Genomic DNA, 19,445 nt, shown 5'->3' with positions numbered 1-19,445 from the left:
ATCAGCCCTTGTGGTTGAATAACTGTTGGAAGTTAAGTGTAGTTTGCTTTGCAACAGTTGCAAACTCTAGACCTTTTAAGGACGCAATTGTTTGGCATATATGTGGTAAATAGCTTGGTTCATTGCGATGCGATTTTGGTTTTGGAGTTAACGAGCGTGGGATCAAAAACGGCGCATCTGTTTCAATTAATAGACGCTCTAATGGCAGCATAGGCACCAGTTGTTGTAGTGATTTACCACGACGTTCGTCACAGACCCAACCAGTAATACCAATGTATAAACCGAGTGATAAGTATTGCTCTAAGGCGTGTTGATCACCGGTAAAACAATGTAATACTCCTCGCACCGAATACTGTTGCAGTATCGCCAGCATATCTTCGCTCGCATCTCGCTCATGTAAATATACCGGAAGATTTAACTCTACCGCTAAAGCGAGTTGTCGGTGTAACACAGAACGTTGAGTTTCACGAGGCGAAAAGTCGCGGTTGTAATCTAACCCGCATTCACCAATTGCTACAATCTCAGGATTTGCAGCAAGAGCGCACAATTGTATTTCTAGTTTTTCATCGGCTGATTTTGCGTCATGAGGGTGAACACCGGCGGTAGCAAGTAGGTGGTACTGTTGTGCTAAGTGAAGAGCTTGCTGGCTGGAGTTTATATCGCAACCAATTAACAGCATCTGGCTAACATTTTGCGCTTTTGCACGAGTAATGATAGCCGAATGTTGAGCATCAAATTGATGATTGGTAAGATTTACGCCAGCATCAATAAGTGATGTGGTCATTAATTAGTGCGCTTAACGCGGATTGAGCGATTCTGACCTGCTTTTTTCAATAAAAATGAGTTGAACATACCGCGCTCAATAATTACAGTATCATCTTGGTCGATACGCAAGCTATCTGAGCCAATTTGGCGCCATTGTTGGCCGTTATTTAAACTAATTATTAACTCACCGTAAGGTGCTTCTTTTACGTTAGTCACGACGGCAGTAATTTCATTGTCGTTTTCTTTTACTAGTTCTTTATGCTCTAAGCCAAAATCTTCATTTTTAACTTTAACTATTTGCTTACTAGCAACAACTACATCCGCTGTTGCGGTGACTGAACTTGCAGGTGGAGTTAAGGTTTTTGTTGTTTCTGGTTTAGTTAATGACTTGCCTGCCATGGTATTGTCGTAACAAAGCAAGCGATTGAAGTCATTTTCAATAAATGTACAGGCTTGTAAAGCTTGTAAGTTAACTTCATTGGCATGAACAGTTGGAATGCTTAACAAGGCAAGTATTGGTAAAAGTTGTTTTTTCATTTATTCCTCTGATTCATCTTGTTGAGGTTTAGCCTTATAAAAGGATGCTAAGATTAAACCCAATTCAAATAACAGCAGCATTGGAAATGCTAATAAAGATTGTGATAGCACATCAGGTGGCGTTAAAAACATTGCTACAACAAAAACCCCGACTACAATATAAGGGCGTTTCTCTTTTAAACTTTGTGTTGTGGTAGCGCCACTAAAACATAACAGCATAATAGCTACCGGAATCTCAAAAGCGACCCCAAAGGCAAAAAAGAGCTTCAATGCAAAACTTAAGTAGCTACTAATGTCTGGTGCCAAGGTCATCATTTCTGGACCAACGCTAGTAAAAAAGCCAAGAATAATGGGCAGCACTACAAAGTAACAAAATGCGATACCACTATAAAAAAGAATAATGCTTGATGCCAAAACAGGCATTAACATACGTTTTTCATGTTGGTATAACCCTGGCGCAATAAAGCCCCAGATTTGGTGTAAAATTAACGGAAACGCTGCAAATAAAGCGACAAATAAGGTTAACTTAAACGGCGCAAAAAACGGTGCAGTTACATCTGTAGCGATCATGGTTGCTGTACTTGGTAAGTGCGCAACTAATGGAGCCGCTACAAAACCGTAAATATCGTTTGCAAAGTAAACCAGCGCAATAAAAAATACTAATATGGCTAATAAGGCTTTCATGAGCCTATTTCGCAATTCAATTAAATGACTTACAAAGCCTGATTTAACTTGTTCAGTCATAATTTAACTCGTTACCGATATATAGACCATAGCTAACAAAAATAATTTCATTTTTGTTCATCAACATTCACTTTATCTGCTTGCTCAGGAGGATTTCTTTTATAACTATGGGTGACCGAGTCCGCAGCCTTTTGCAATTCGCTGACTGAATCTTTTATTGCAGGACTTAAGTTCTGCATGCCTTGTTGTTCGGCTTTTTTTAAATTTTGGTGTAACTCATGCACTCTTAATTCTTCATTAACTTCAGCCTTAACCGAATTAGCCAGCGATTTTATAGTTTTTATCCAACGGCTAACAGTACGAATAGCAACTGGCAACCGCTCAGGGCCAAGTACCACTAAGCCGACGATTAACACCACAACAAGTTCCCACATACCCATGCTAATTAAGCCTTATGGTCTTCTTTACTTTTATCAACAGACTCTTTGTTTTGTATTGGGTTATTTGCTTGTTCAATTGGTTCTGCTGGTTTATTTTGCTCATCTTCAGAGACTGCTTTTTTAAACCCTTTTACAGCGTTACCTAAATCACCGCCAATACCACGCAATTTTTTCGTACCAAAAAGTAACACTATGATTGCCAAAACAATTAACAATTGCCAAATACTAATGCCGCCAAAACCCATGATGTTCTCCACTTAATTAAATACTGTGAATTAAAATTATTGTACTGATTATACTCACCGAGCACTAAATAGCACTTAGTTTATGCAGCGCTGCGCCAAGCAAGTATAAAGCCGCTTAAAGAGCATATCGCAGCAATACCTGCAGCGACAAGGTCATGCTGCAAATAACATAACCCTGATACTATCATTGCTGAGCCAGCAAAAAGACCAAGTAATAATGGCTTGTGCGATGGCTGTGGCAGTGGTGCAGGACTGTTGCGCTGTTGTTTTAAGTTGTGATAGATCAAATCAGGTAACTCGGGCATTTTTTCTGCCCAAAATGGCAAATTTGCGTATACCTGTTTAAATACCGACCAAGGACCAACCTGTTGCTTTACCCAGTCTTCTAAAAAGGGTTTAGCTGTTTTCCATAAATCTAGTTGCGGATATAGCTGACGCCCAAGGCCTTCAACATACAACAAGGTTTTTTGTAGTAGAACTAATTGGGGTTGAACTTGCATATTAAAGCGACGAGCGGTATTAAATAGATTAACTAAGACATGGCCAAATGAAATCTCTGCTAATGGCTTATTAAAAATCGGCTCGCAGACAGTGCGAATGGCAAACTCAAATTCTTCCACGCTGGTGTCTTTAGGTACCCAGCCAGAATCGACATGTAATTGTGCGACTTGACGATAATCGCGATTAAAAAAGGCAATAAAGTTTTCGGCTAAGTAACGTTTGTCTTCTTTGTTTAGCGTGCCCACGATGCCACAATCGATACCGATAAATTTGGGGTTTTCAGGGCTTTCATAGGATACAAATACATTACCAGGGTGCATATCAGCATGAAAAAAACTATCACGGAACACTTGGGTGAAAAACACCTCCACACCGCGTTCAGCCAGTAGTTTCATATTGGTGTTTTGCGCAACTAATGCCTCAGTATCAGACACTGGAATGCCGTAAATTCGCTCCATGACTAGTACATTTACGCGACTATAGTCACTGTAAACATAGGGAATATAAAGCGAATCAGAACCTTCAAAATTACGCTTTAATTGAATGGCGTTTGCGCCTTCACGCATCAGATCAAGTTCATCAAGTAAGGTTTTCTTATACTCTTTGACTACTTCAACAGGGCGTAACCTTTTCGCTTCATTGATTAACTTGGCCACTATTTTAGAAAATTGTTCCATTAATGCTAAATCAGCGTCAATTTGTTCTCTGATATCAGGGCGAATGACTTTGATAACCACCTTTTGTGGTTGATTATGCTCATCCACTAAAGTGGCTGTATGTACTTGGGCAATGGATGCTGAAGCTAAAGGGGTTTGCTCAAAATCACTAAAGTATTCACTGATATCATCGATTTCGAGTGCATTTTCAATTAGTTGTTGTGCTAACACACCATCAAATGGCTGTACTTGATCTTGCAGCAAGGCTAGCTCTAAAGCGATATCTAGTGGTAATAAATCGCGCCGAGTAGATAACATTTGGCCAAATTTGATCCATACTGGCCCCAATTGTTGTAATGCTAAACGCAGTCTTAACCCTGCTGGTTTTTCTGGGTGCTTATTGGTTAGCCAAAATAGACATGCACGGCCAACTTTGCCATACCAAGGTATTTTTTGTGATGGGATCAGTTCATCCAAACCATAGCTAAGAAGGGTTTTTGTGATGTTATAAAGCCGAGCAGCTGACACAGATAATCCTTACTGATTCATTTTGCTTGAAGTAGTTGGTTGATACGTAACTCAAGTTGCGCAACATGTGCTTTGAGTTGACGCGTGTGTTGCTTAAATTGCTCAAGCTCTAAAGGATGAATGGTCACTTTGAGCTCGTCTTGGCATAAAGTAGTTAGCGTTGTAGAGAGTTTCTTGTTGGCTTTTTGACTTTGCTGTTGAGTTTGTTTAACTAACTGCCATAGTTGCTGTGCCGCTGCGTCACCAAGATAATCAGATAAGTGTTCAGGCCAATCGATATTAAGCGCAGCGAAAGCATTACTAAACCCTTGTGCAATATTTAGATCACCTTGCAAATCGAGTTTATCTTGGCGGATTAACTGAGTCAGCATTGCAGGGTTTTTAAGTGCCATTAAAGTATTAATATCGGCGCTTATCATGCAGTCATATTGCGTTTCGGTAGTGTTGTATAAATGCAGTTGTTGGCCAGTAAACACCACTAAAAACTGCTGTTGCCAATCGCGTATATCAATTAATAAACGTTGTTGGGATATTGACGACAGTCTATCGCTAAGAGTGGGATCGAGTTTAAGCGCCGTATTTAAAACCCTTTCGACGAGTGCGACCATGAAATTATTTAACATACAATACCTTAGCAATAAACTTTACTAGCTAGTGTGACGCTTAATATTTAAAGCCACGATGTAATGCTACAATACCACCGGTGAGATTTTGATAGGTGGTTTGCTCAAATCCAGCCTCGTTCATCATTGCTTTTAGTGTTTCTTGATCTGGGTGCATACGAATTGATTCAGCTAAATATTTGTATGATTCACCGTCGTTAGCAACTAACTCACCCATTTTAGGTAGTAAGTTAAATGAGTAAAAATCATAGGCTTTACTTAATACTTGATGCTCTGGTTTGGAGAACTCCAATACTAGCAGACGACCACCAGGCTTTAAGATTCGGTACATCGAGCGAAGTGCTTTATTTTGATCTGTAACATTACGTAAACCAAAGGCAATGGTAATTAAATCAAAACTATTATCAGGGAAAGGCAGTGCTTCAGCATTCATTTGTACGTAGTCAATATTACCGACAAGACCTAGGTTATGTAGCTTTTCGCGCCCCACTTTAAGCATTGATGAGTTAATATCACCTAATACTACTTGCCCAGTATCACCAACTAGTTGACTAAACTTTGCCGTTAAGTCGCCGGTGCCACCGGCTAAATCCAGCACATGATGGCCTTTACGCACACCTGAACTAGCAATGGTTTGACGTTTCCATAAACGATGAATACCAAACGACATGAGATCATTCATTACGTCATATTTAGTAGCAACGGAATGAAATACATCGGCAACCATAGAAGCTTTTTCGGTTTCGGCAACGGTTTTATAACCAAAATGCGTGGTCTTTTCAGGATTCTCGTTCATGATTAATCTCTATCGTGGTAATAAAGACTAGTGTACTTGATTGTTACGCCATGGTGCAATTTGAATCTGGGGAAAATTGCTTGTGGATCAAGCTTTATGAGTTACGGCTCACTGTCCGGCAATAAAGCTGCTTTGGCCAAGCGATCTGGCTTTATGTGCTGCATTGGAGGCTTTACGGGCAAGATTATTAAAATCTTTTTCGTCTAAGTGCTTGGCAATCCCTAATGAAAGGTTGATTGCTGGAAGTTTAATACCGTTTTTAGAACTAACGAAACGTAATTTTTCGACTCCATTACGGACTTTTTCAGCAATTACATTCGCAGTTTCAGGGTCGATATCAGCCAGTAATACAGTAAAAGCATCTTTGCCTGTTCGCCCTGGTAGGCCACTTTCAAATACATATTTTTGAATTTGTTTAGCTACCTTGCTTAAAATTACTTCACCAATGATATCGCCGTAGTTATCAATAAAGTGATCTAGGTTATCTATTTGGATGGCAATCGCGCACACAGATTTTTTTTGGTCTAACCATAATTGTGTTTGCTGGTTTAAATAATGACGTTTAAAAAGGCCTGTTTGTTGATCGGTGATGTGTTGTTTGCGTAATTGTACGAGTTGTTGTTGAGTTTTTTCTTGTCGTCGCTTTGCTTTGATCAGCTCTTGTTTAAATTGTTTATGTTGAGTGAGCAAGTGAGCAGTTTGCTTATTTAATGTCTCAAGTGCGAGGCGAGTTTGGGCAATATTATTTTCATCTAAAGAATGTACACAGTCGCTGACTTGACTTGCAAAGCGGATAATATCTTTTTCGGTTGAGTGCGCGCTACGTGATAATGAATTAATAATACCATCAACATTACGAACCATATTGGTTTCAGCTTTATGGGCTTGATCCATGTAATCGAAATAAAGTTGTTCTACATAAACACAGTCAATTTCTTGGCCTTGGGCAATTGCACGATCGATAGTGGTATTTAAATCAGAATTAACTTGGCTAACGTAGGTGTAGACAACGTGATAATTAAGAGGAGTCGGTGGTAATATATGATGTTCTAAAAAGATACATACCTTGGTCATTTTTTCTTGAGCAATAGCCATGGAATCATGGAACATCATTGTATACACCAATTAAATACACGTAACAGCGAAATTAAATAACTCTCTCCGTGAGGTCTTGACGCAATCCTAGCGTATGGGATTGCCTTACATTAATCTGTATCGGGGATATTTAAAAGCAAAAATATGTAATTTGATAGCGAAATTTCTATTTTTATCGCTCAATAGCTGGTTTTCTCGACAATCTTATTAAGCAATAAAAAGTGCTGATTAACTACTAGTCAATAGTCGCGGTTAATTTAACCTTGTATTTATTGTCCTTGGTCGCATTTTTTTGGTTATTGTAGCAGTCTAGGTTAGGTTAACCCTCACGTTTTCAGTAGCAGATCCCTATTATTATGAAAAAATCACCTTCATCGGTTATGCGTCATTCTCTGTTAAGCATCGCCTTGGCATGTACATTAAGTGCTTGCCAAATGACCACCGTAGATAGCGATCAACAATTTACGCAGGTTGCGCAATCAATTGTTGATTATCGTAAAAGTATTAGCACGTATAGCAACCCCGAGGGTGTTGATGGTTATTTGTTAACTAATTTATCTGCTGAGTTTCTTGAAAAGAAATATCAACATAACACTGAATTATTAGCGCAGTTAGATGCAATAGATAAAGATAAACTCAGTGATGAAAACCGTATTAATCTCACTATAATTCGTGGACAAGTACAAAATAGTATCGATGAATATGTATTTAACAGCCACTACATGCCGCTTACTTCTGAATATGGCTTTCACTCTAGTTTATCTTTTATGGTGTCGAGTTCAGATTATAAAAAATTAGCTGATTACCAGCTTTATTTGCAACGTTTGCAGCAAGTTCCTCGATTTTTTCAGCAAAACATCAGCTGGATGCGCAAAGGTTTAGAAGTTGGTTTAACGCAACCGAAAGCGGTGCTTGTGGGTTATCAAGACTCTATCAGTGCATATATTGTTGATGACGCTACTGAGTCTGAGTTTTATAAACCATTTTTAAATAATACCGCTGGTTTGAGTGATGGTGAGTTTTTTGCTTTACAACAACAAGCAAAGAAAATTATTAAAGAGCAAGTGATTACTGCTTATCAAGATTATTTAACATTTTTTAATGAAGAGTATCAGCCAGGTGCGCGTACTGAAATTGGTATCTCTGCAACACCTAATGGTGCTGCGTTTTATGCCAATCGCGCCAAGTATTATACCACCACAGATATGACGCCAAAAGAAATCCATGAACTGGGGTTAAAAGAAGTGGCACGTATTCGTGCTGAAATGGATAAGATTATTGAGCAAGTTGGTTTTAAAGGCACGTTTGCTGAATTTGTGCACTTTTTACGTACTGATCCGCAATTTTATGCTAAAACACCGGAAGAGTTATTAAAAGAAGCATCGTACATAGCTAAAAAGATGGATGCACAATTACCTAAGCTATTTCATACCTTACCACGGATGCCTTATGGTGTTGCGCCGGTGCCAGCAAGCATAGCGCCTAAGTACACGACTGGCCGTTATTCTGGTTCGAGTCGTGATGATCAAGCGGGTTATTACTGGGTAAACACTTATGCACTTGATAAGCGCCCTTTATACGTATTAGAAGCTCTCACTTTTCATGAGGCTGTACCAGGGCATCATTTACAGATCTCCCTTAATGCTGAATTAGAAAACTTACCAAGCTATCGTCAGAATGCATACTTATCGGCATTTGGTGAAGGGTGGGGGTTATATTCTGAGTATTTAGGAATTGAAGCGGGTTTTTACCAAGACCCATACAGTAACTTTGGCCGTTTAACTTATGAAATGTGGCGAGCAGCTCGTTTAGTGGTTGATACTGGCATGCATATGTATGGCTGGAGCCGAGATCGCGCGATGAAGTTTATGAGTGAAAATACGGCATTGTCACTACATAACGTGAAAACCGAAACTGATCGTTATATTTCATGGCCAGCACAAGCACTATCATACAAAATTGGTGAGCTGACTATTAAGCGCTTACGTAAAGAAACCGAGCAAGCATTAGGGCAAGACTTTGATGTACGTGAGTTTCACCATCAAATACTTCGCCACGGTTCTGTGCCAATGTCAGTATTAGAAGATCAAATTCATCAATATATTGAAACCGAGCTAGAAAAGCGCGGCTAAATTACACCGTTCAATTTATCTCGGTTCGTGCTGATTAGCGTGTAACCGAGCTTTCCTTACAAAACATTTGCTTGAAACTTGTTCTGCTTATATTCTCAAAGCTGGAAAAACAACCAGCAAGGGGCGCTGCATGAGTAATTTAATAGTTTTTAGCATTGATGTGTTTGCCAGCTTATTTATAGTGGTATTTGGGTGTTTAGTTTTAGTTGTTATTTATTTTTATATCAGTGATGTAACTCAATCTAAACAAGCGATTAGACGTAATTATCCGGTAATAGGTCGGTTTAGATACTTTTTTGAGCGCCAAGGTGAGTTTTTTCGTCAATACTTTTTCGCTATGGATCGCGAAGAAATGCCATTTAATCGCGCCGATCGTAGTTGGGTTTATAAAGCGGCTAAAAATGTTGATCGTACCACCGCCTTTGGCTCAACTCAGAGCCTAGAAGTTACCGGGACCGTGATGTTTATGAACTGCGCGTTTCCTACCTTGGACGAAGAAGCGCTTGAACCTAGTGCAGTTACGTTAGGGCCGCATTGTCGAAACCCTTATATTACTAAATCGCTATTCAATATTTCAGGTATGAGTTTTGGTGCGTTATCAAAACCTGCTGTACGTGCGTTATCGCAAGGTGCCAAACTCGCTGGTTGTTGGATGAACACTGGTGAAGGTGGTTTAAGCCCTTATCACTTAGAAGGAGGTGCCGACATTGTGTTTCAAATTGGCACAGCTAAATATGGTGTGCGCGATGAACAAGGTAAATTAAGTCATGAGAAGCTCAAGCAAATAGCTGCGCATGAACAAGTAAAAATGTTTGAAATTAAAATGAGCCAAGGTGCGAAGCCTGGTAAAGGCGGTATGTTGCCAGGCAAAAAAGTGACTGCTGAAATTGCGGCTATTCGTGGTATCCCAGAAGGTCACGATTCAATTAGCCCAAATGGTCATCCTGAAGTTAAAAACCCTGCAGATTTACTTGATATGATTGCCTCGGTGCGCGAAACGACTGGCAAGCCAACCGGCTTTAAAGCGGTTATTGGCGCTTATGCATGGCTGGAAACCTTGTTTGCTGAGATCAATCATCGTGGTATTGAATCTGCGCCCGATTTTATTACTATCGATAGTGCTGATGGCGGTACCGGTGCTGCACCACAACCGCTGATGGATTCGGTGGGTTTACCACTGAAAGAAAGTTTACCTTTGGTTGTTAATATGCTCGAAAAGCATGGCCTGCGAGAGCGAATTAAAGTTATTGCGTCAGGCAAACTGATTGTGCCGTCTAAGGTTGCATGGGCGCTCGCGCTGGGCGCAGACTTTGTTGTATCGGCACGTGGTCATATGTTTGCTTTGGGTTGTATTCAAGCGCTGCAATGTAATAAAGACACTTGCCCAACAGGGATAACCACACACAACGAGCGGTTGCAACGTGGCTTAGATGTCGCCGATAAAGCGCAGCGCGTAGCAAACTACAATAAGTACATTCATTATGGTGCGGGTTTAATTGCTCACTCATGCGGGGTATTTAGTGCCCGTGAACTTGGCCGCCAGCATGTGCGCGTTGTGCAAGAAAATGGTTTATCAGAGCCGCTTGATAAAATGTATGAAAATTACCAGTAATTTAAAAGACTAGGTAATAGAAGCTAGGTCCCGCCCAAATAGGTTGATAAAAGGCACTAAATAAAGTGCCTTTTGCTATTTTTATAAATTTAATTTAGTTGGCTTATCAATAAAGAGAAAAACTCTTCTTTGTTATTGCAAGTGTGGGCGTTGAGTACTAACTGCTCACCCAGCGCTAAAGTGTGGCGTTGTACGTCTAAACGCGCCTGCGCATCTTCAATGCCATCAATGTCAGCAACGTGTGCTAAGCCGATAGTGCGGCGTATCAGTTCTGTCCCACAGTAACCAATCGCGTCTTGTAATACTTGTTGCATAAAATACTCGCCATAACCAGCGGCTTTTAAATTGTTATCTGTGGTTTGCTCTGCAATAAATGTCAGCCACTGTTGTTCAAACAAAGAATAACTCTCTTGCAGGCAAGTCAGTAAATGGGTGTGATAGTTACGGCGTGTAACAAATTCACTAATACGAGCATTTTGCGCGCAGTAGTTTAATAATAAATTGCCGATAAATGAGCCGATATCAAAGCCAACTGGGCCAAAAAAGCCAAATTCAGGGTCGATCATCTTAGTGGTTTTTTGATCGACAAAAATACTGCCGCTATGCATATCACCATGTAATAGCGTCTGCGGGCATGATAAAAACTTAGCTTTTAGTTTTGCGATCGCTAAATGTAATGCGGTGTTATTTTGTAGTTTATTGACTGTACTTTGCAACTCGCTTGGGTAGTTATTACGCTCATGTTCACGCAAGGTATCGTTGAAAAACAAATCTTCAGTAATTTGGCACAACTCTGGATTAGTAAACTGACTGACTTTGGCTTTTTTATCTTGCGCGGTTAGGTAAAAGTCTGAGTTATAAAAACCAGTATGGCTTAAGTAGTGAGCCACATGTTGACCTAATAGCGGAAATTGCTCTGCGTTTATTTGTGCGCTACGCAAAATTTGTAAGTGACCAAGATCTTCTAAAATGGTCAGTGCTTGCTCTGGATTATGATGCAATACTTTTGCTGTGTAGTCAGGGCTTAATGCGCCGTGATTGAGTAAAACCTCAGCTTCAATGCGTGCTCGGTCAAGCGTTAATGGCCATGATTCACCCACACAGCGTGCATAAGGCAAGGCTTGCTTTAAAATAACGCTATTACTTTGCTCGTCGCTTATTCTAAAAACGAGATTTAAATTGCCATCTCCAAACTCATACGCCGATAACGTTTGGTCAGGATCAAACAAATCATACCCATCTTTAGTTACAAGATTTTTAATATAATCAATCGCATGCTGTGCATTAAAGGCAACGTATTCGGCCATCGGCGTACTCTCAGAAAATGATAAACAATAGCATTCTATACCTTCAACCGTTTAGATGTCTACACTTCTGGGTTGTGCGTTTTAAAAACTACTGTAAAATAACCTCAGCCTAACGATTATTCAGGATCAATCATGCAAGACCTCATAGCGAGCAGTTTAAAATATCAAAACAATACACTAAGCGTGTTAGACCAATACCTACTGCCGCATCAGCAGGTATGGCACGAATGTGATGATGTAGCCAGTATGAGGGATTTAATTCTAAGCTTAAAAATACGCGGCGCACCGCTGATTGGTTTAGGTGCAAGTTTGCTAGTTGCCCATTTGGCAGAGCAAGGCACAGCTAAAGTAGCATTAGCGCAGGCGATTGATGATTTAGAAGCCACTCGGCCAACTGCGGTTAATTTAATGCATTGTATGGCAAAGTTACGTATTGCATTACAACAAGATGATTATGTAACGGCAATTGTAAGCGCTGCTGTAACATTGTTTAATGAAGATATCGCCTTGTGTGAAAGCATGGCAAATCATGGTGCTGCATTGGTTAGCAGCGGCGATAATATTCTCACACATTGTAATACTGGTGCCTTAGCAACCGCAGGTATTGGTACTGCTCTTGGTGTTATTTATAAAGCGCAGCAACGTCATGGCGATATTCATGTATGGGTGGATGAAACGCGGCCATTATTGCAAGGCGGGCGTTTAACCGCGTTTGAACTTGAGCGCTGGCAAGTACCTTACACCTTAATTTGCGATAATATGGCAGCGAGTTTAATGGCTGCTGGCAAGGTTGATAAAATTTTTGTCGGTGCAGATCGTATTGCTGCAAATGGTGACTTTGCTAATAAAGTAGGCACTTATAACTTAGCAGTACTGGCGCATTTTCATGACATCCCATTTTATGTAGTAGCGCCGCTAACAACCCTCGATGTAAACACAGCATGCGGTGCAGACATTGAAATAGAACAACGTAACAGCGCAGAAGTGCGCGGTGTAAGCGGAAGCTTTGGTGAAGCGCTATGGGCACCTACAAATGCTAACGTATATAATCCCGCATTTGATGTAACCCCCGCTAAGCTTATTACCGGCTGGGTACTCGATACTGGCGTTTATGACCAACAACAAGTTTTAGTTGGTGAATTAAAAAGGCTGGTTTAACAGCCTTTTGCCACATACACCCATGCATTAATGCCGCTGCTAAATGACTCTTCAATACGGATGTAGTCATTAACTTCGTAGCTATCCGCGTTAGCAAGTTCCTCTAAGGTGATAGTAAAAATAGTGCCAGTTACTGTATCTGTTGGCAGGCCTGTTTTAATTAATGCTGGATGAAAACGCTGGCCGCTGCTTTTGTGCACGGCGGCGTCGGTGATCTCAACTTCGCCTACTACGTAACCTTGTAGTGTATCGGCTTGGCCTTCGAGCAAGCGGCCAAAGGTATCAAGCTGTACTTGCTCTAATTGCAGTGTGCCGTATGAAAACAACTTTTCCATTTAAACTCCATTATTAACAGATATCTAGTCCAATAAAGGAAACTGCTTAGCAATCTCAGATTCGGTGCTTTGTGCCACCCAGCCTTCGGTATTATTGAATAAACGGATCGCAGTAAATTCAGGATCGCTGCCCATATCAAACCAATGGGGAGTAAGCTCTGGTACTGAAATTAAATCACCCTGCTTGCAAAGTACTTGGTAAACCTTGTCGTTAATATGCAGGCAAAATAATCCTTGGCCTTTTACAAAAAAGCGTACTTCGTCTTCACTATGGGTGTGCTCAAATAAAAACTTAGCACGTAATTCTGCAGCGTTCGGATTGCCTTTTGCCAGCGAAATAACATCTACAGTTTGATAACCACCTTGTTGCTTTAAGCTTTCAATATCAGCGTTATAGGCGGAAATAATAGCTTCATGGCTAGTATCAGCAGTAATCATTTTTGTTGCTTGCCACTGCTCAAATCGTACATTTACTTTATTAAGCTCGGTGGCAATTTGTGCTGTATCTTGAGTGTTTAATAAAGCATTATTGCCGTTACAGTCAGCAAAAATAGTCAGTTGGCTCATGCTAAATGCTCCACAGTGAATTGGCTAAAATCGTTAATATAGTTATGCGCAGGCGAGCTTGCTTGACCATCACGGATCAGGTGCAAGGTTTTTAAACCTGCGGCTTTGGCGGCATCAAGCTCGGCTGCCACATCACTTAAAAATAACACTTCATTAGCGGCAAAAGGTAGTTGCTCAATAATATTGTGATATGAACGTTGCTCTTGTTTAGCGCCGACTTGAGTATCAAAATAATCAGTAAATAAGGAGCGAATATCACCAAAGTCAGAGTAGTTAAAAATTAAATGCTGTGCTTTTACTGACCCTGATGAATACACATACAACTGCTGGCCGGCTTGTTGCTGTGCAACTAAAAAGTGGTAGGCATCTGGGTATAAATGGCCGGTAAAATCGCCATTTTCATAGCCAGTTTGCCAAATCAAACCTTGTAACTGTTTTAATGGAGTGATTTTTTTATCGTCACGGATCCATTCAAGTAAAGTGTTAATTACGACATCAATACTGGCATCTGGCTGTTCAATAACCGCTTTTACGGCATAAATTTGTTCAGCTACAGCGCTTTGCTCTTGATGAGTTTTTACAAATTCGGGGAGCTGCTTTGCGGCATATGGAAATAGTACGTCTTTAACAAACGAAATACGGGTAATAGTGCCTTCAATATCGGTCAGCAGTGCTTTGATCATGATTCTAATCCTACTAATTTTAAGCGTTCTATCTCACATGCAAATAAAAACTCAAGGCCTTCTAATTGACGGCGTACTTCACCAATAGTGCGACCCACTACATACAAACCGTGGCCGCGAATAAGCACGCCGTGCTCAATAGGCGTGTGTAAGTGGTGATCGCTCACTAATAAACTCAAGCGATCAATATCTTGGTCGTTATCAAAGATTGGAATACTCAAGGTGTCTAAATGTGAAGTAATGCCGGTTAGTGACTTTTGCATTTCGTAGCCGTGTAAGTCTAGGCTGTGACCTTTAATAACCCGAGATAATACCGTCGCAGCAACCGAATGAGTGTGCAATACATAATTAGCAGCAGGAATAAGTTTATACATGCACAAATGCAATTCGGTTTCAGCTGAGGGTTTGGCGGCGCTAGCGCTACGATTACCGACATGATCCAGTTCAATAAAGGTATGCGACCCTAATTGACCTTTGTCAAAACCGCTGGCAGTAACCACAAAACCGGTGTTAGTTCGCGCTGAAAAATTACCACCCGTAGCTGGCACCCAACCACGTTGACTGATCCACTTTCCTGCTTCTATAAGTTCTGAAATAGCGGTATTGTTATGCATACATTCCTCATACTTTTTTAGACGGCTATACATCTGTTAACAGCAATGATAGCATCGCTTTGGGCGCAAAACCATCATTAAGGGTAACCAGTGTTTGAAAGTAAATTGCCAAATTTAGGCACCAGTATTTTTAGTCAAATGACTGCTTTAGCAAATCAATTCGAAGCGATTAATTTATCGCAGGGGTTTCCTGAGTTTGATGCGCCTGAGCTACTTAAAAAACAGCTTAATCATTATGTGCTTGAAGGAGTTAATCAATATTCACCTTCATCTGGTGTGCCGCGCCTGCAGCAACAAATTGCCCAGTTAGCAAAACGAAAATATGCAGCTGAAATAGATGCCGCGCAGCAAGTAACGGTAACCTCTGGCGCGACCGAGGCCTTGTTTGTTGCCATTCAGGCGCTGGTGCGCGAAGGTGATGAAGTCATTGTGTTTGACCCCGCTTATGATTCATACCAGCCAGCGATTGAATTGGCCGGTGGTAAGTCAGTCAATATTGCTCTGCATGCTCCGAGTTATGCAATTGACTGGCAAACGGTGGCTGCGGCTATCAATAGCAAAACGCGGGCTATTATAATCAACACCCCACATAACCCAAGTGGTAAAACGTTAAAACAGCACGATATTAATGCTCTAAAAGCCTTAGTAATTAAGCATGACTTATACCTGATAAGTGATGAAGTATACGAGCATATTACTTTTGATCAGCAACCGCATTTAAGTGTGCTGCGTGATAACGAATTGTTTGCTCGCAGCTTTGTGATCTCAAGCTTTGGCAAGACTTTTCATAGCACAGGCTGGAAAATGGGTTACTGCATCGCACCCGCTGCACTTGCGGTCGAGTTTCGTAAAATTCACCAATATGTGACTTTTTCAAGCTTTACGCCGGCACAACATGCATTAGCCGATATGTTAGAACAGCAAGGTGAGCATGTGGATGAGCTCAGTGAGTTTTATCAACAAAAGCGTGATGTACTTAGTAAAGCACTAAAAGATAGCCGCTTTACCATTTTACCAAGTGAAGGCACCTACTTTTTACTGCTTGATTACAGCGATGTATCGGATTTAAATGACGTAGAATTTTGCCAGTGGTTAGTAGAACAAGCAGGCGTTGCAGCCATTCCACTAAGCGTGTTTTATCAGCAACCAAGCAACGATAAAGTTATTCGCTTATGCTTTGCCAAAAATGACGCCACGCTATTACAAGCCGCGGAGATTTTATGTCAACTTTAACTATAGCACTGATACAAACATCGCTTAATTGGTTAGATAAAGACGCCAACTTGGCACACTTTGGCAATAAAATAGCTGATATAGATAAATCAGTAGAGCTTATTTTATTGCCAGAAACCTTTGCCACCGGCTTTGCTATTAACCTTGATTGCGCAGAGCCGGATCATCAGTTAAAGCAAGGCAAAGTGCTTGATTGGATGATCGCGTCGGCAAAATCAAGCAATGCGGTAATTGCAGGCTCGGTATTGGTAACGCAAGGAAATAAAAAAGCTAATCGCTTTTATTGGGCATGGCCCAATGGCGAAGTGAAGTATTACGACAAACGGCATTTATTTTGCTTGGGCAAAGAGGGCGATTTTGTAACCGCAGGGCAGCAACGTGAAGTGTTCACCCTTAATGACTTTAGAATTTTACCGCAAGTTTGTTACGACTTACGTTTTCCGGTCTTTCAGCGCAATCGCAATGACTACGATGTGATGGTTAATGTCGCCAACTGGCCTGCTGCAAGGCGCAAAGTATGGGACACCTTACTAATGGCGCGGGCGATGGAAAACCAGTGTTATGTGATTGGCGTTAATCGTATTGGTGATGATGCTAATGGCGTCGCGCACAATGGCGGCACGGCAGTGTATGACTTTAAAGGTGATACGTTAGCAGCCGCTACTGATAACAAAGCTGATGTTGTTATTATCACTTTGGACAAACAGCCGCTTGAGCTCTTTAAGCAAAGTTTCCCGGCGCATTTAGATGCCGATGGGTTTAGTTTGCAGGATTAACCCATACTCATAACCAAAGAGGTTATTTAACCTCAATGCTTCTGATCACTTTACATGGGTTACCCACGGCTACCGAGTTGGCAGGAATATCTTTGGTTACAACACTGCCTGCGCCAACAACACAGTTATTACCAATACTCACCCCTGGTAATACTGAGACGTTGCCACCAAGCCAAACATCGTTTCCAATAGTTATAGGGCGGCCTGATTCAGTGATGCGTCGCTCAAGAGGGTCTATCGGGTGAGTGGCTGTTGAGATCATCACATTCGGACCAAACATCACGTTACTACCAATAGTCACTTTGCAGACATCTAAAATAGTTAAATTATGGTTGGCATAAAAATTATCGCCCAGCTCAATATTAAACCCATAATCACAGTAAAACATTGGCTCAAGATAGGCTTTACCTTTAAGTTTTAATAACTCGGCAATAAATTTAATTCGTACATGAGGTGTTGTTGGATCTGCTAAATTAAATTGATGGCAGAGTAACTTTGCATGTGTACGTGCTTTTGCGAGTTCTGGATCTGAGGCTATATAAGATAAGCCCAGCTGCATTTTTTCAAGTTCGGTCATGGTGTTAGTCATAGTTTCTAGTGCTTAAATTGAGTTATCTAAGCACACTAGCAAAAAGAAGTGGTAGGGCATAGTTTTCGTTATAAATGACGTATCTACAGAATCACGGTAGATACTACTTGTAGGCGAGTGGCTTACCACCGTGAATGTCATAAAGCTTGGAGAATTTATACTGAGATGCGAGTCAAACGTGGGGATGGGCTTGCTTACGTCCATGTAATTAATCGCGGGAGGCGCTTGCAGCGGCCCAAAATGTTCCAGACATTTTGTCGAACCCTAGTCGAGGGCTCTCACCCTCCTTCATCGGTGTAAAGGTCATAGTTATACAGAACGGGCTTTTCATACTGTTATTTAAGTCAAACGTGGGGATGGGCTTGCTTACGTCCATGTAATCAATCGCTTCGCGACGCTTGCAGCGGCCCAAAATGTTCCAGACATTTTGTCGAACCCTAGTCGAGGGTTCTCACCCACCTTCATCGGTGTAAAGGTTACGGACATAAAACAATAGGCTTTTCATTCTGAAATTTGTGTCAAACGTGGGGATGGGCTTGCTTACGTCCATGTAACCAATCGCTTCGCGACGCTTGCAGCGGCCTAAAATGTTCCTGACATTTTATCGAACCCTGGTCGAGGGTTCTCACCCGCCTTCTGCCATTTTTAACAACAAAAAAAGCCCCACAATAAATTGCGGGGCTTTTTTCGTTATTAAATGGCGGAGAAGGAGGGATTCGAACCCTCGATAGAGCTACAAACCCTATACTCCCTTAGCAGGGGAGCGCCTTCGGCCACTCGGCCACCTCTCCGGCGCATAAATTGTCATTTTGATAATCGAGTGAACCACCAAAACGTAATAATGGTGGAGAGATAGGGATTTGAACCCTAGAGGGGCTATAAACCCCTGCCGGTTTTCAAGACCGGTGCATTCGACCACTCTGCCATCTCTCCGTTGGGAAAGAATAATACGCAGGTGATTGGGGTGTGTAAATAGGAAAAAGATCGTTTGCTGTTTTTTTGTTCTAAAAAAGAGGTTTTTTTATAAAAAAGGAGTTTTTAGGGAGTTTAAAGAAGGGGTTGCAGCAAACGAGGGAGCTAAATAAGTAGTTTCATTTAGTGGTTGGGTGTTTGCTGCACCGCTAAAGTAATCATGGTTGGGTGATTACTTGTATTGAACTGCGCCGCCAAGAGCTAGCTTTTTGCCGAAACGGTTAAGTCTGGCAAGCATTTTTGCTTTGCGGTTGGTCGGTTTTACTGCAACATGAGTAGCTGCATTTTCGTTTAATGTATTTACTGGGTTCATTACTTTGCTCCGAGTTATGTCTGTTTTGACAACACGGCTATTCTGAGCTTTTTTTGCACAAAAATAAAACGATAAAAATTAGGGTGGTCGGATAGAAATAACTAATCCGAATTGTTTTTATTAAGGTATGATTCAGATAGTACGTACTGAGTATTATGCATGGTTATGAAATTTAAAGTCGCCTAAATCACTTGTTTAAAAGCAATATTACACTGCCACTGATATTTTAATGCATTAGATAATAAATAAAGTGACTAATTATTCAGATTAATTTATTTTTTGAA

21 protein-coding genes and 2 tRNA genes are annotated in these 19,445 nt (G+C 41.0%); 5 read left to right on the top strand and 18 right to left on the bottom strand.

The genetic code is table 11. The annotated features are described in order from the left end of the window. Position 1: 1 nt before the first annotated feature. The 9 genes from H5203_RS04690 to H5203_RS04650 all read right to left on the bottom strand — a co-directional run bounded on the left by H5203_RS04690 (position 2) and on the right by H5203_RS04650 (position 6,870). Positions 2-784, bottom strand: a complete 783-nt coding sequence (locus H5203_RS04690) for a TatD family hydrolase (RefSeq protein ID WP_145240063.1) — start codon at positions 782-784, stop codon at positions 2-4. Then, complete coding sequence (locus H5203_RS04685; protein WP_182819431.1) at positions 784-1,302, bottom strand: hypothetical protein; 519 nt, start codon at positions 1,300-1,302, stop codon at positions 784-786. The genes H5203_RS04690 and H5203_RS04685 overlap by 1 nt, the downstream gene beginning before the upstream one ends. After that, complete coding sequence (gene tatC, locus H5203_RS04680; protein WP_145240059.1) at positions 1,303-2,046, bottom strand: twin-arginine translocase subunit TatC; 744 nt, start codon at positions 2,044-2,046, stop codon at positions 1,303-1,305. 47 nt (positions 2,047-2,093) lie between these two features. Then, positions 2,094-2,426 (bottom strand): Sec-independent protein translocase protein TatB, encoded by a 333-nt coding sequence (gene tatB, locus H5203_RS04675; RefSeq protein ID WP_182759937.1) that lies wholly within the window; start codon positions 2,424-2,426, stop codon positions 2,094-2,096. A gap of 5 nt (positions 2,427-2,431) precedes the next feature. Beyond that, the gene (gene tatA / locus H5203_RS04670) at positions 2,432-2,671 is read right to left on the bottom strand and encodes a Sec-independent protein translocase subunit TatA (protein ID WP_064666784.1); all 240 of its coding nucleotides are present in this window, start codon (positions 2,669-2,671) and stop codon (positions 2,432-2,434) included. 80 nt (positions 2,672-2,751) lie between these two features. After that, positions 2,752-4,356 carry a ubiquinone biosynthesis regulatory protein kinase UbiB gene (gene ubiB / locus H5203_RS04665; protein ID WP_145240055.1) on the bottom strand — a complete coding sequence of 535 codons (1,605 nt, stop codon included), beginning with the start codon at positions 4,354-4,356 and terminating at the stop codon, positions 2,752-2,754. Positions 4,357-4,373: 17 nt separating this feature from the next. After that, positions 4,374-4,979 carry an SCP2 domain-containing protein gene (locus tag H5203_RS04660; protein ID WP_145240053.1) on the bottom strand — a complete coding sequence of 202 codons (606 nt, stop codon included), beginning with the start codon at positions 4,977-4,979 and terminating at the stop codon, positions 4,374-4,376. 40 nt (positions 4,980-5,019) lie between these two features. Further along, a complete protein-coding gene (ubiE, locus tag H5203_RS04655; protein WP_145240051.1) occupies positions 5,020-5,775 on the bottom strand; it encodes a bifunctional demethylmenaquinone methyltransferase/2-methoxy-6-polyprenyl-1,4-benzoquinol methylase UbiE in 756 nt (251 codons plus the stop codon). A gap of 108 nt (positions 5,776-5,883) precedes the next feature. After that, positions 5,884-6,870 carry a diguanylate cyclase domain-containing protein gene (locus H5203_RS04650; protein WP_145240114.1) on the bottom strand — a complete coding sequence of 329 codons (987 nt, stop codon included), beginning with the start codon at positions 6,868-6,870 and terminating at the stop codon, positions 5,884-5,886. Between the two features lie 356 nt (positions 6,871-7,226). Here H5203_RS04650 and H5203_RS04645 point away from each other — a divergent pair, with 356 nt between their 5' ends. After that, positions 7,227-9,002, top strand: coding sequence for a DUF885 family protein (locus H5203_RS04645; protein ID WP_182730727.1), 1,776 nt, complete (start codon positions 7,227-7,229; stop codon positions 9,000-9,002). 130 nt (positions 9,003-9,132) lie between these two features. Then, a complete protein-coding gene (locus H5203_RS04640; RefSeq protein ID WP_145240047.1) occupies positions 9,133-10,614 on the top strand; it encodes an FMN-binding glutamate synthase family protein in 1,482 nt (493 codons plus the stop codon). 89 nt (positions 10,615-10,703) lie between these two features. Here H5203_RS04640 and mtnK read toward each other — a convergent pair whose 3' ends face one another. Continuing rightward, a complete protein-coding gene (mtnK, locus tag H5203_RS04635) occupies positions 10,704-11,921 on the bottom strand; it encodes an S-methyl-5-thioribose kinase (protein ID WP_182819430.1) in 1,218 nt (405 codons plus the stop codon). Between the two features lie 132 nt (positions 11,922-12,053). Between mtnK and mtnA the strand changes: the two genes are divergently transcribed. Beyond that, on the top strand, positions 12,054-13,079 hold the full coding sequence (gene mtnA / locus H5203_RS04630; RefSeq protein ID WP_145240043.1) for an S-methyl-5-thioribose-1-phosphate isomerase: 1,026 nt from the start codon (positions 12,054-12,056) through the stop codon (positions 13,077-13,079). Here mtnA and H5203_RS04625 read toward each other — a convergent pair. From H5203_RS04625 to H5203_RS04610, 4 genes are read right to left on the bottom strand one after another with little or no spacing between them, the layout of a single operon-like run. Continuing rightward, on the bottom strand, positions 13,076-13,414 hold the full coding sequence (locus H5203_RS04625; protein WP_145240041.1) for a gamma-glutamylcyclotransferase family protein: 339 nt from the start codon (positions 13,412-13,414) through the stop codon (positions 13,076-13,078). The two genes, mtnA and H5203_RS04625, sit on opposite strands and share 4 nt — an antisense overlap. Positions 13,415-13,438: 24 nt before the next feature. Further along, the gene (locus tag H5203_RS04620; RefSeq protein WP_145240039.1) at positions 13,439-13,981 is read right to left on the bottom strand and encodes an acireductone dioxygenase; all 543 of its coding nucleotides are present in this window, start codon (positions 13,979-13,981) and stop codon (positions 13,439-13,441) included. After that, positions 13,978-14,664 carry an acireductone synthase gene (gene mtnC, locus H5203_RS04615; protein WP_145240037.1) on the bottom strand — a complete coding sequence of 229 codons (687 nt, stop codon included), beginning with the start codon at positions 14,662-14,664 and terminating at the stop codon, positions 13,978-13,980. The genes H5203_RS04620 and mtnC overlap by 4 nt, the downstream gene beginning before the upstream one ends. Continuing rightward, entirely contained in the window at positions 14,661-15,278 is a 618-nt protein-coding gene (locus H5203_RS04610) for a methylthioribulose 1-phosphate dehydratase (RefSeq protein ID WP_149982209.1), read from the bottom strand. The genes mtnC and H5203_RS04610 overlap by 4 nt, the downstream gene beginning before the upstream one ends. A gap of 90 nt (positions 15,279-15,368) precedes the next feature. On the opposite strand from H5203_RS04610, the gene H5203_RS04605 reads away from it, so the two are divergent. Beyond that, positions 15,369-16,511, top strand: coding sequence for a methionine aminotransferase (locus tag H5203_RS04605; RefSeq protein ID WP_145240033.1), 1,143 nt, complete (start codon positions 15,369-15,371; stop codon positions 16,509-16,511). Then, positions 16,499-17,287, top strand: a complete 789-nt coding sequence (locus H5203_RS04600) for an amidohydrolase (protein ID WP_182819429.1) — start codon at positions 16,499-16,501, stop codon at positions 17,285-17,287. The genes H5203_RS04605 and H5203_RS04600 overlap by 13 nt, the downstream gene beginning before the upstream one ends. A 22-nt stretch (positions 17,288-17,309) precedes the next feature. Here H5203_RS04600 and H5203_RS04595 read toward each other — a convergent pair whose 3' ends face one another. The 4 genes from H5203_RS04595 to H5203_RS04580 all read right to left on the bottom strand — a co-directional run bounded on the left by H5203_RS04595 (position 17,310) and on the right by H5203_RS04580 (position 19,161). Then, the gene (locus H5203_RS04595) at positions 17,310-17,876 is read right to left on the bottom strand and encodes a sugar O-acetyltransferase (protein ID WP_259401910.1); all 567 of its coding nucleotides are present in this window, start codon (positions 17,874-17,876) and stop codon (positions 17,310-17,312) included. Positions 17,877-18,574: 698 nt separating this feature from the next. Further along, a tRNA-Ser gene (locus H5203_RS04590) sits at positions 18,575-18,667 on the bottom strand. Between the two features lie 51 nt (positions 18,668-18,718). After that, positions 18,719-18,809 (bottom strand) — tRNA-Ser (locus H5203_RS04585). A gap of 211 nt (positions 18,810-19,020) precedes the next feature. Continuing rightward, entirely contained in the window at positions 19,021-19,161 is a 141-nt protein-coding gene (locus H5203_RS04580; protein WP_169019719.1) for a hypothetical protein, read from the bottom strand. Positions 19,162-19,445 lie beyond the last annotated feature (284 nt).

Source organism: Pseudoalteromonas sp. SG41-1 (assembly GCF_014164575.1).
Taxonomy (GTDB): domain Bacteria; phylum Pseudomonadota; class Gammaproteobacteria; order Enterobacterales; family Alteromonadaceae; genus Pseudoalteromonas; species Pseudoalteromonas rhizosphaerae.
The sequence above is the reverse complement of the archived record's forward strand: the minus strand, read 5'-3'. Positions and strand labels throughout refer to the sequence as shown.

Coding starts and splice junctions, on each gene's coding strand:
- H5203_RS04690 (WP_145240063.1), bottom strand. CDS start 784: ATGACCACATCACTTATTGATGCTGGCGTAAATCTTACCAATCATCAA.
- H5203_RS04685 (WP_182819431.1), bottom strand. CDS start 1,302: ATGAAAAAACAACTTTTACCAATACTTGCCTTGTTAAGCATTCCAACT.
- tatC (WP_145240059.1), bottom strand. CDS start 2,046: ATGACTGAACAAGTTAAATCAGGCTTTGTAAGTCATTTAATTGAATTG.
- tatB (WP_182759937.1), bottom strand. CDS start 2,426: ATGGGTATGTGGGAACTTGTTGTGGTGTTAATCGTCGGCTTAGTGGTA.
- tatA (WP_064666784.1), bottom strand. CDS start 2,671: ATGGGTTTTGGCGGCATTAGTATTTGGCAATTGTTAATTGTTTTGGCA.
- H5203_RS04660 (WP_145240053.1), bottom strand. CDS start 4,979: ATGTTAAATAATTTCATGGTCGCACTCGTCGAAAGGGTTTTAAATACG.
- ubiE (WP_145240051.1), bottom strand. CDS start 5,775: ATGAACGAGAATCCTGAAAAGACCACGCATTTTGGTTATAAAACCGTT.
- H5203_RS04650 (WP_145240114.1), bottom strand. CDS start 6,870: ATGGCTATTGCTCAAGAAAAAATGACCAAGGTATGTATCTTTTTAGAA.
- H5203_RS04645 (WP_182730727.1), top strand. CDS start 7,227: ATGAAAAAATCACCTTCATCGGTTATGCGTCATTCTCTGTTAAGCATC.
- H5203_RS04640 (WP_145240047.1), top strand. CDS start 9,133: ATGAGTAATTTAATAGTTTTTAGCATTGATGTGTTTGCCAGCTTATTT.
- mtnK (WP_182819430.1), bottom strand. CDS start 11,921: ATGGCCGAATACGTTGCCTTTAATGCACAGCATGCGATTGATTATATT.
- mtnA (WP_145240043.1), top strand. CDS start 12,054: ATGCAAGACCTCATAGCGAGCAGTTTAAAATATCAAAACAATACACTA.
- H5203_RS04625 (WP_145240041.1), bottom strand. CDS start 13,414: ATGGAAAAGTTGTTTTCATACGGCACACTGCAATTAGAGCAAGTACAG.
- H5203_RS04620 (WP_145240039.1), bottom strand. CDS start 13,981: ATGAGCCAACTGACTATTTTTGCTGACTGTAACGGCAATAATGCTTTA.
- mtnC (WP_145240037.1), bottom strand. CDS start 14,664: ATGATCAAAGCACTGCTGACCGATATTGAAGGCACTATTACCCGTATT.
- H5203_RS04610 (WP_149982209.1), bottom strand. CDS start 15,278: ATGCATAACAATACCGCTATTTCAGAACTTATAGAAGCAGGAAAGTGG.
- H5203_RS04600 (WP_182819429.1), top strand. CDS start 16,499: ATGTCAACTTTAACTATAGCACTGATACAAACATCGCTTAATTGGTTA.
- H5203_RS04595 (WP_259401910.1), bottom strand. CDS start 17,876: ATGACTAACACCATGACCGAACTTGAAAAAATGCAGCTGGGCTTATCT.
- H5203_RS04580 (WP_169019719.1), bottom strand. CDS start 19,161: ATGAACCCAGTAAATACATTAAACGAAAATGCAGCTACTCATGTTGCA.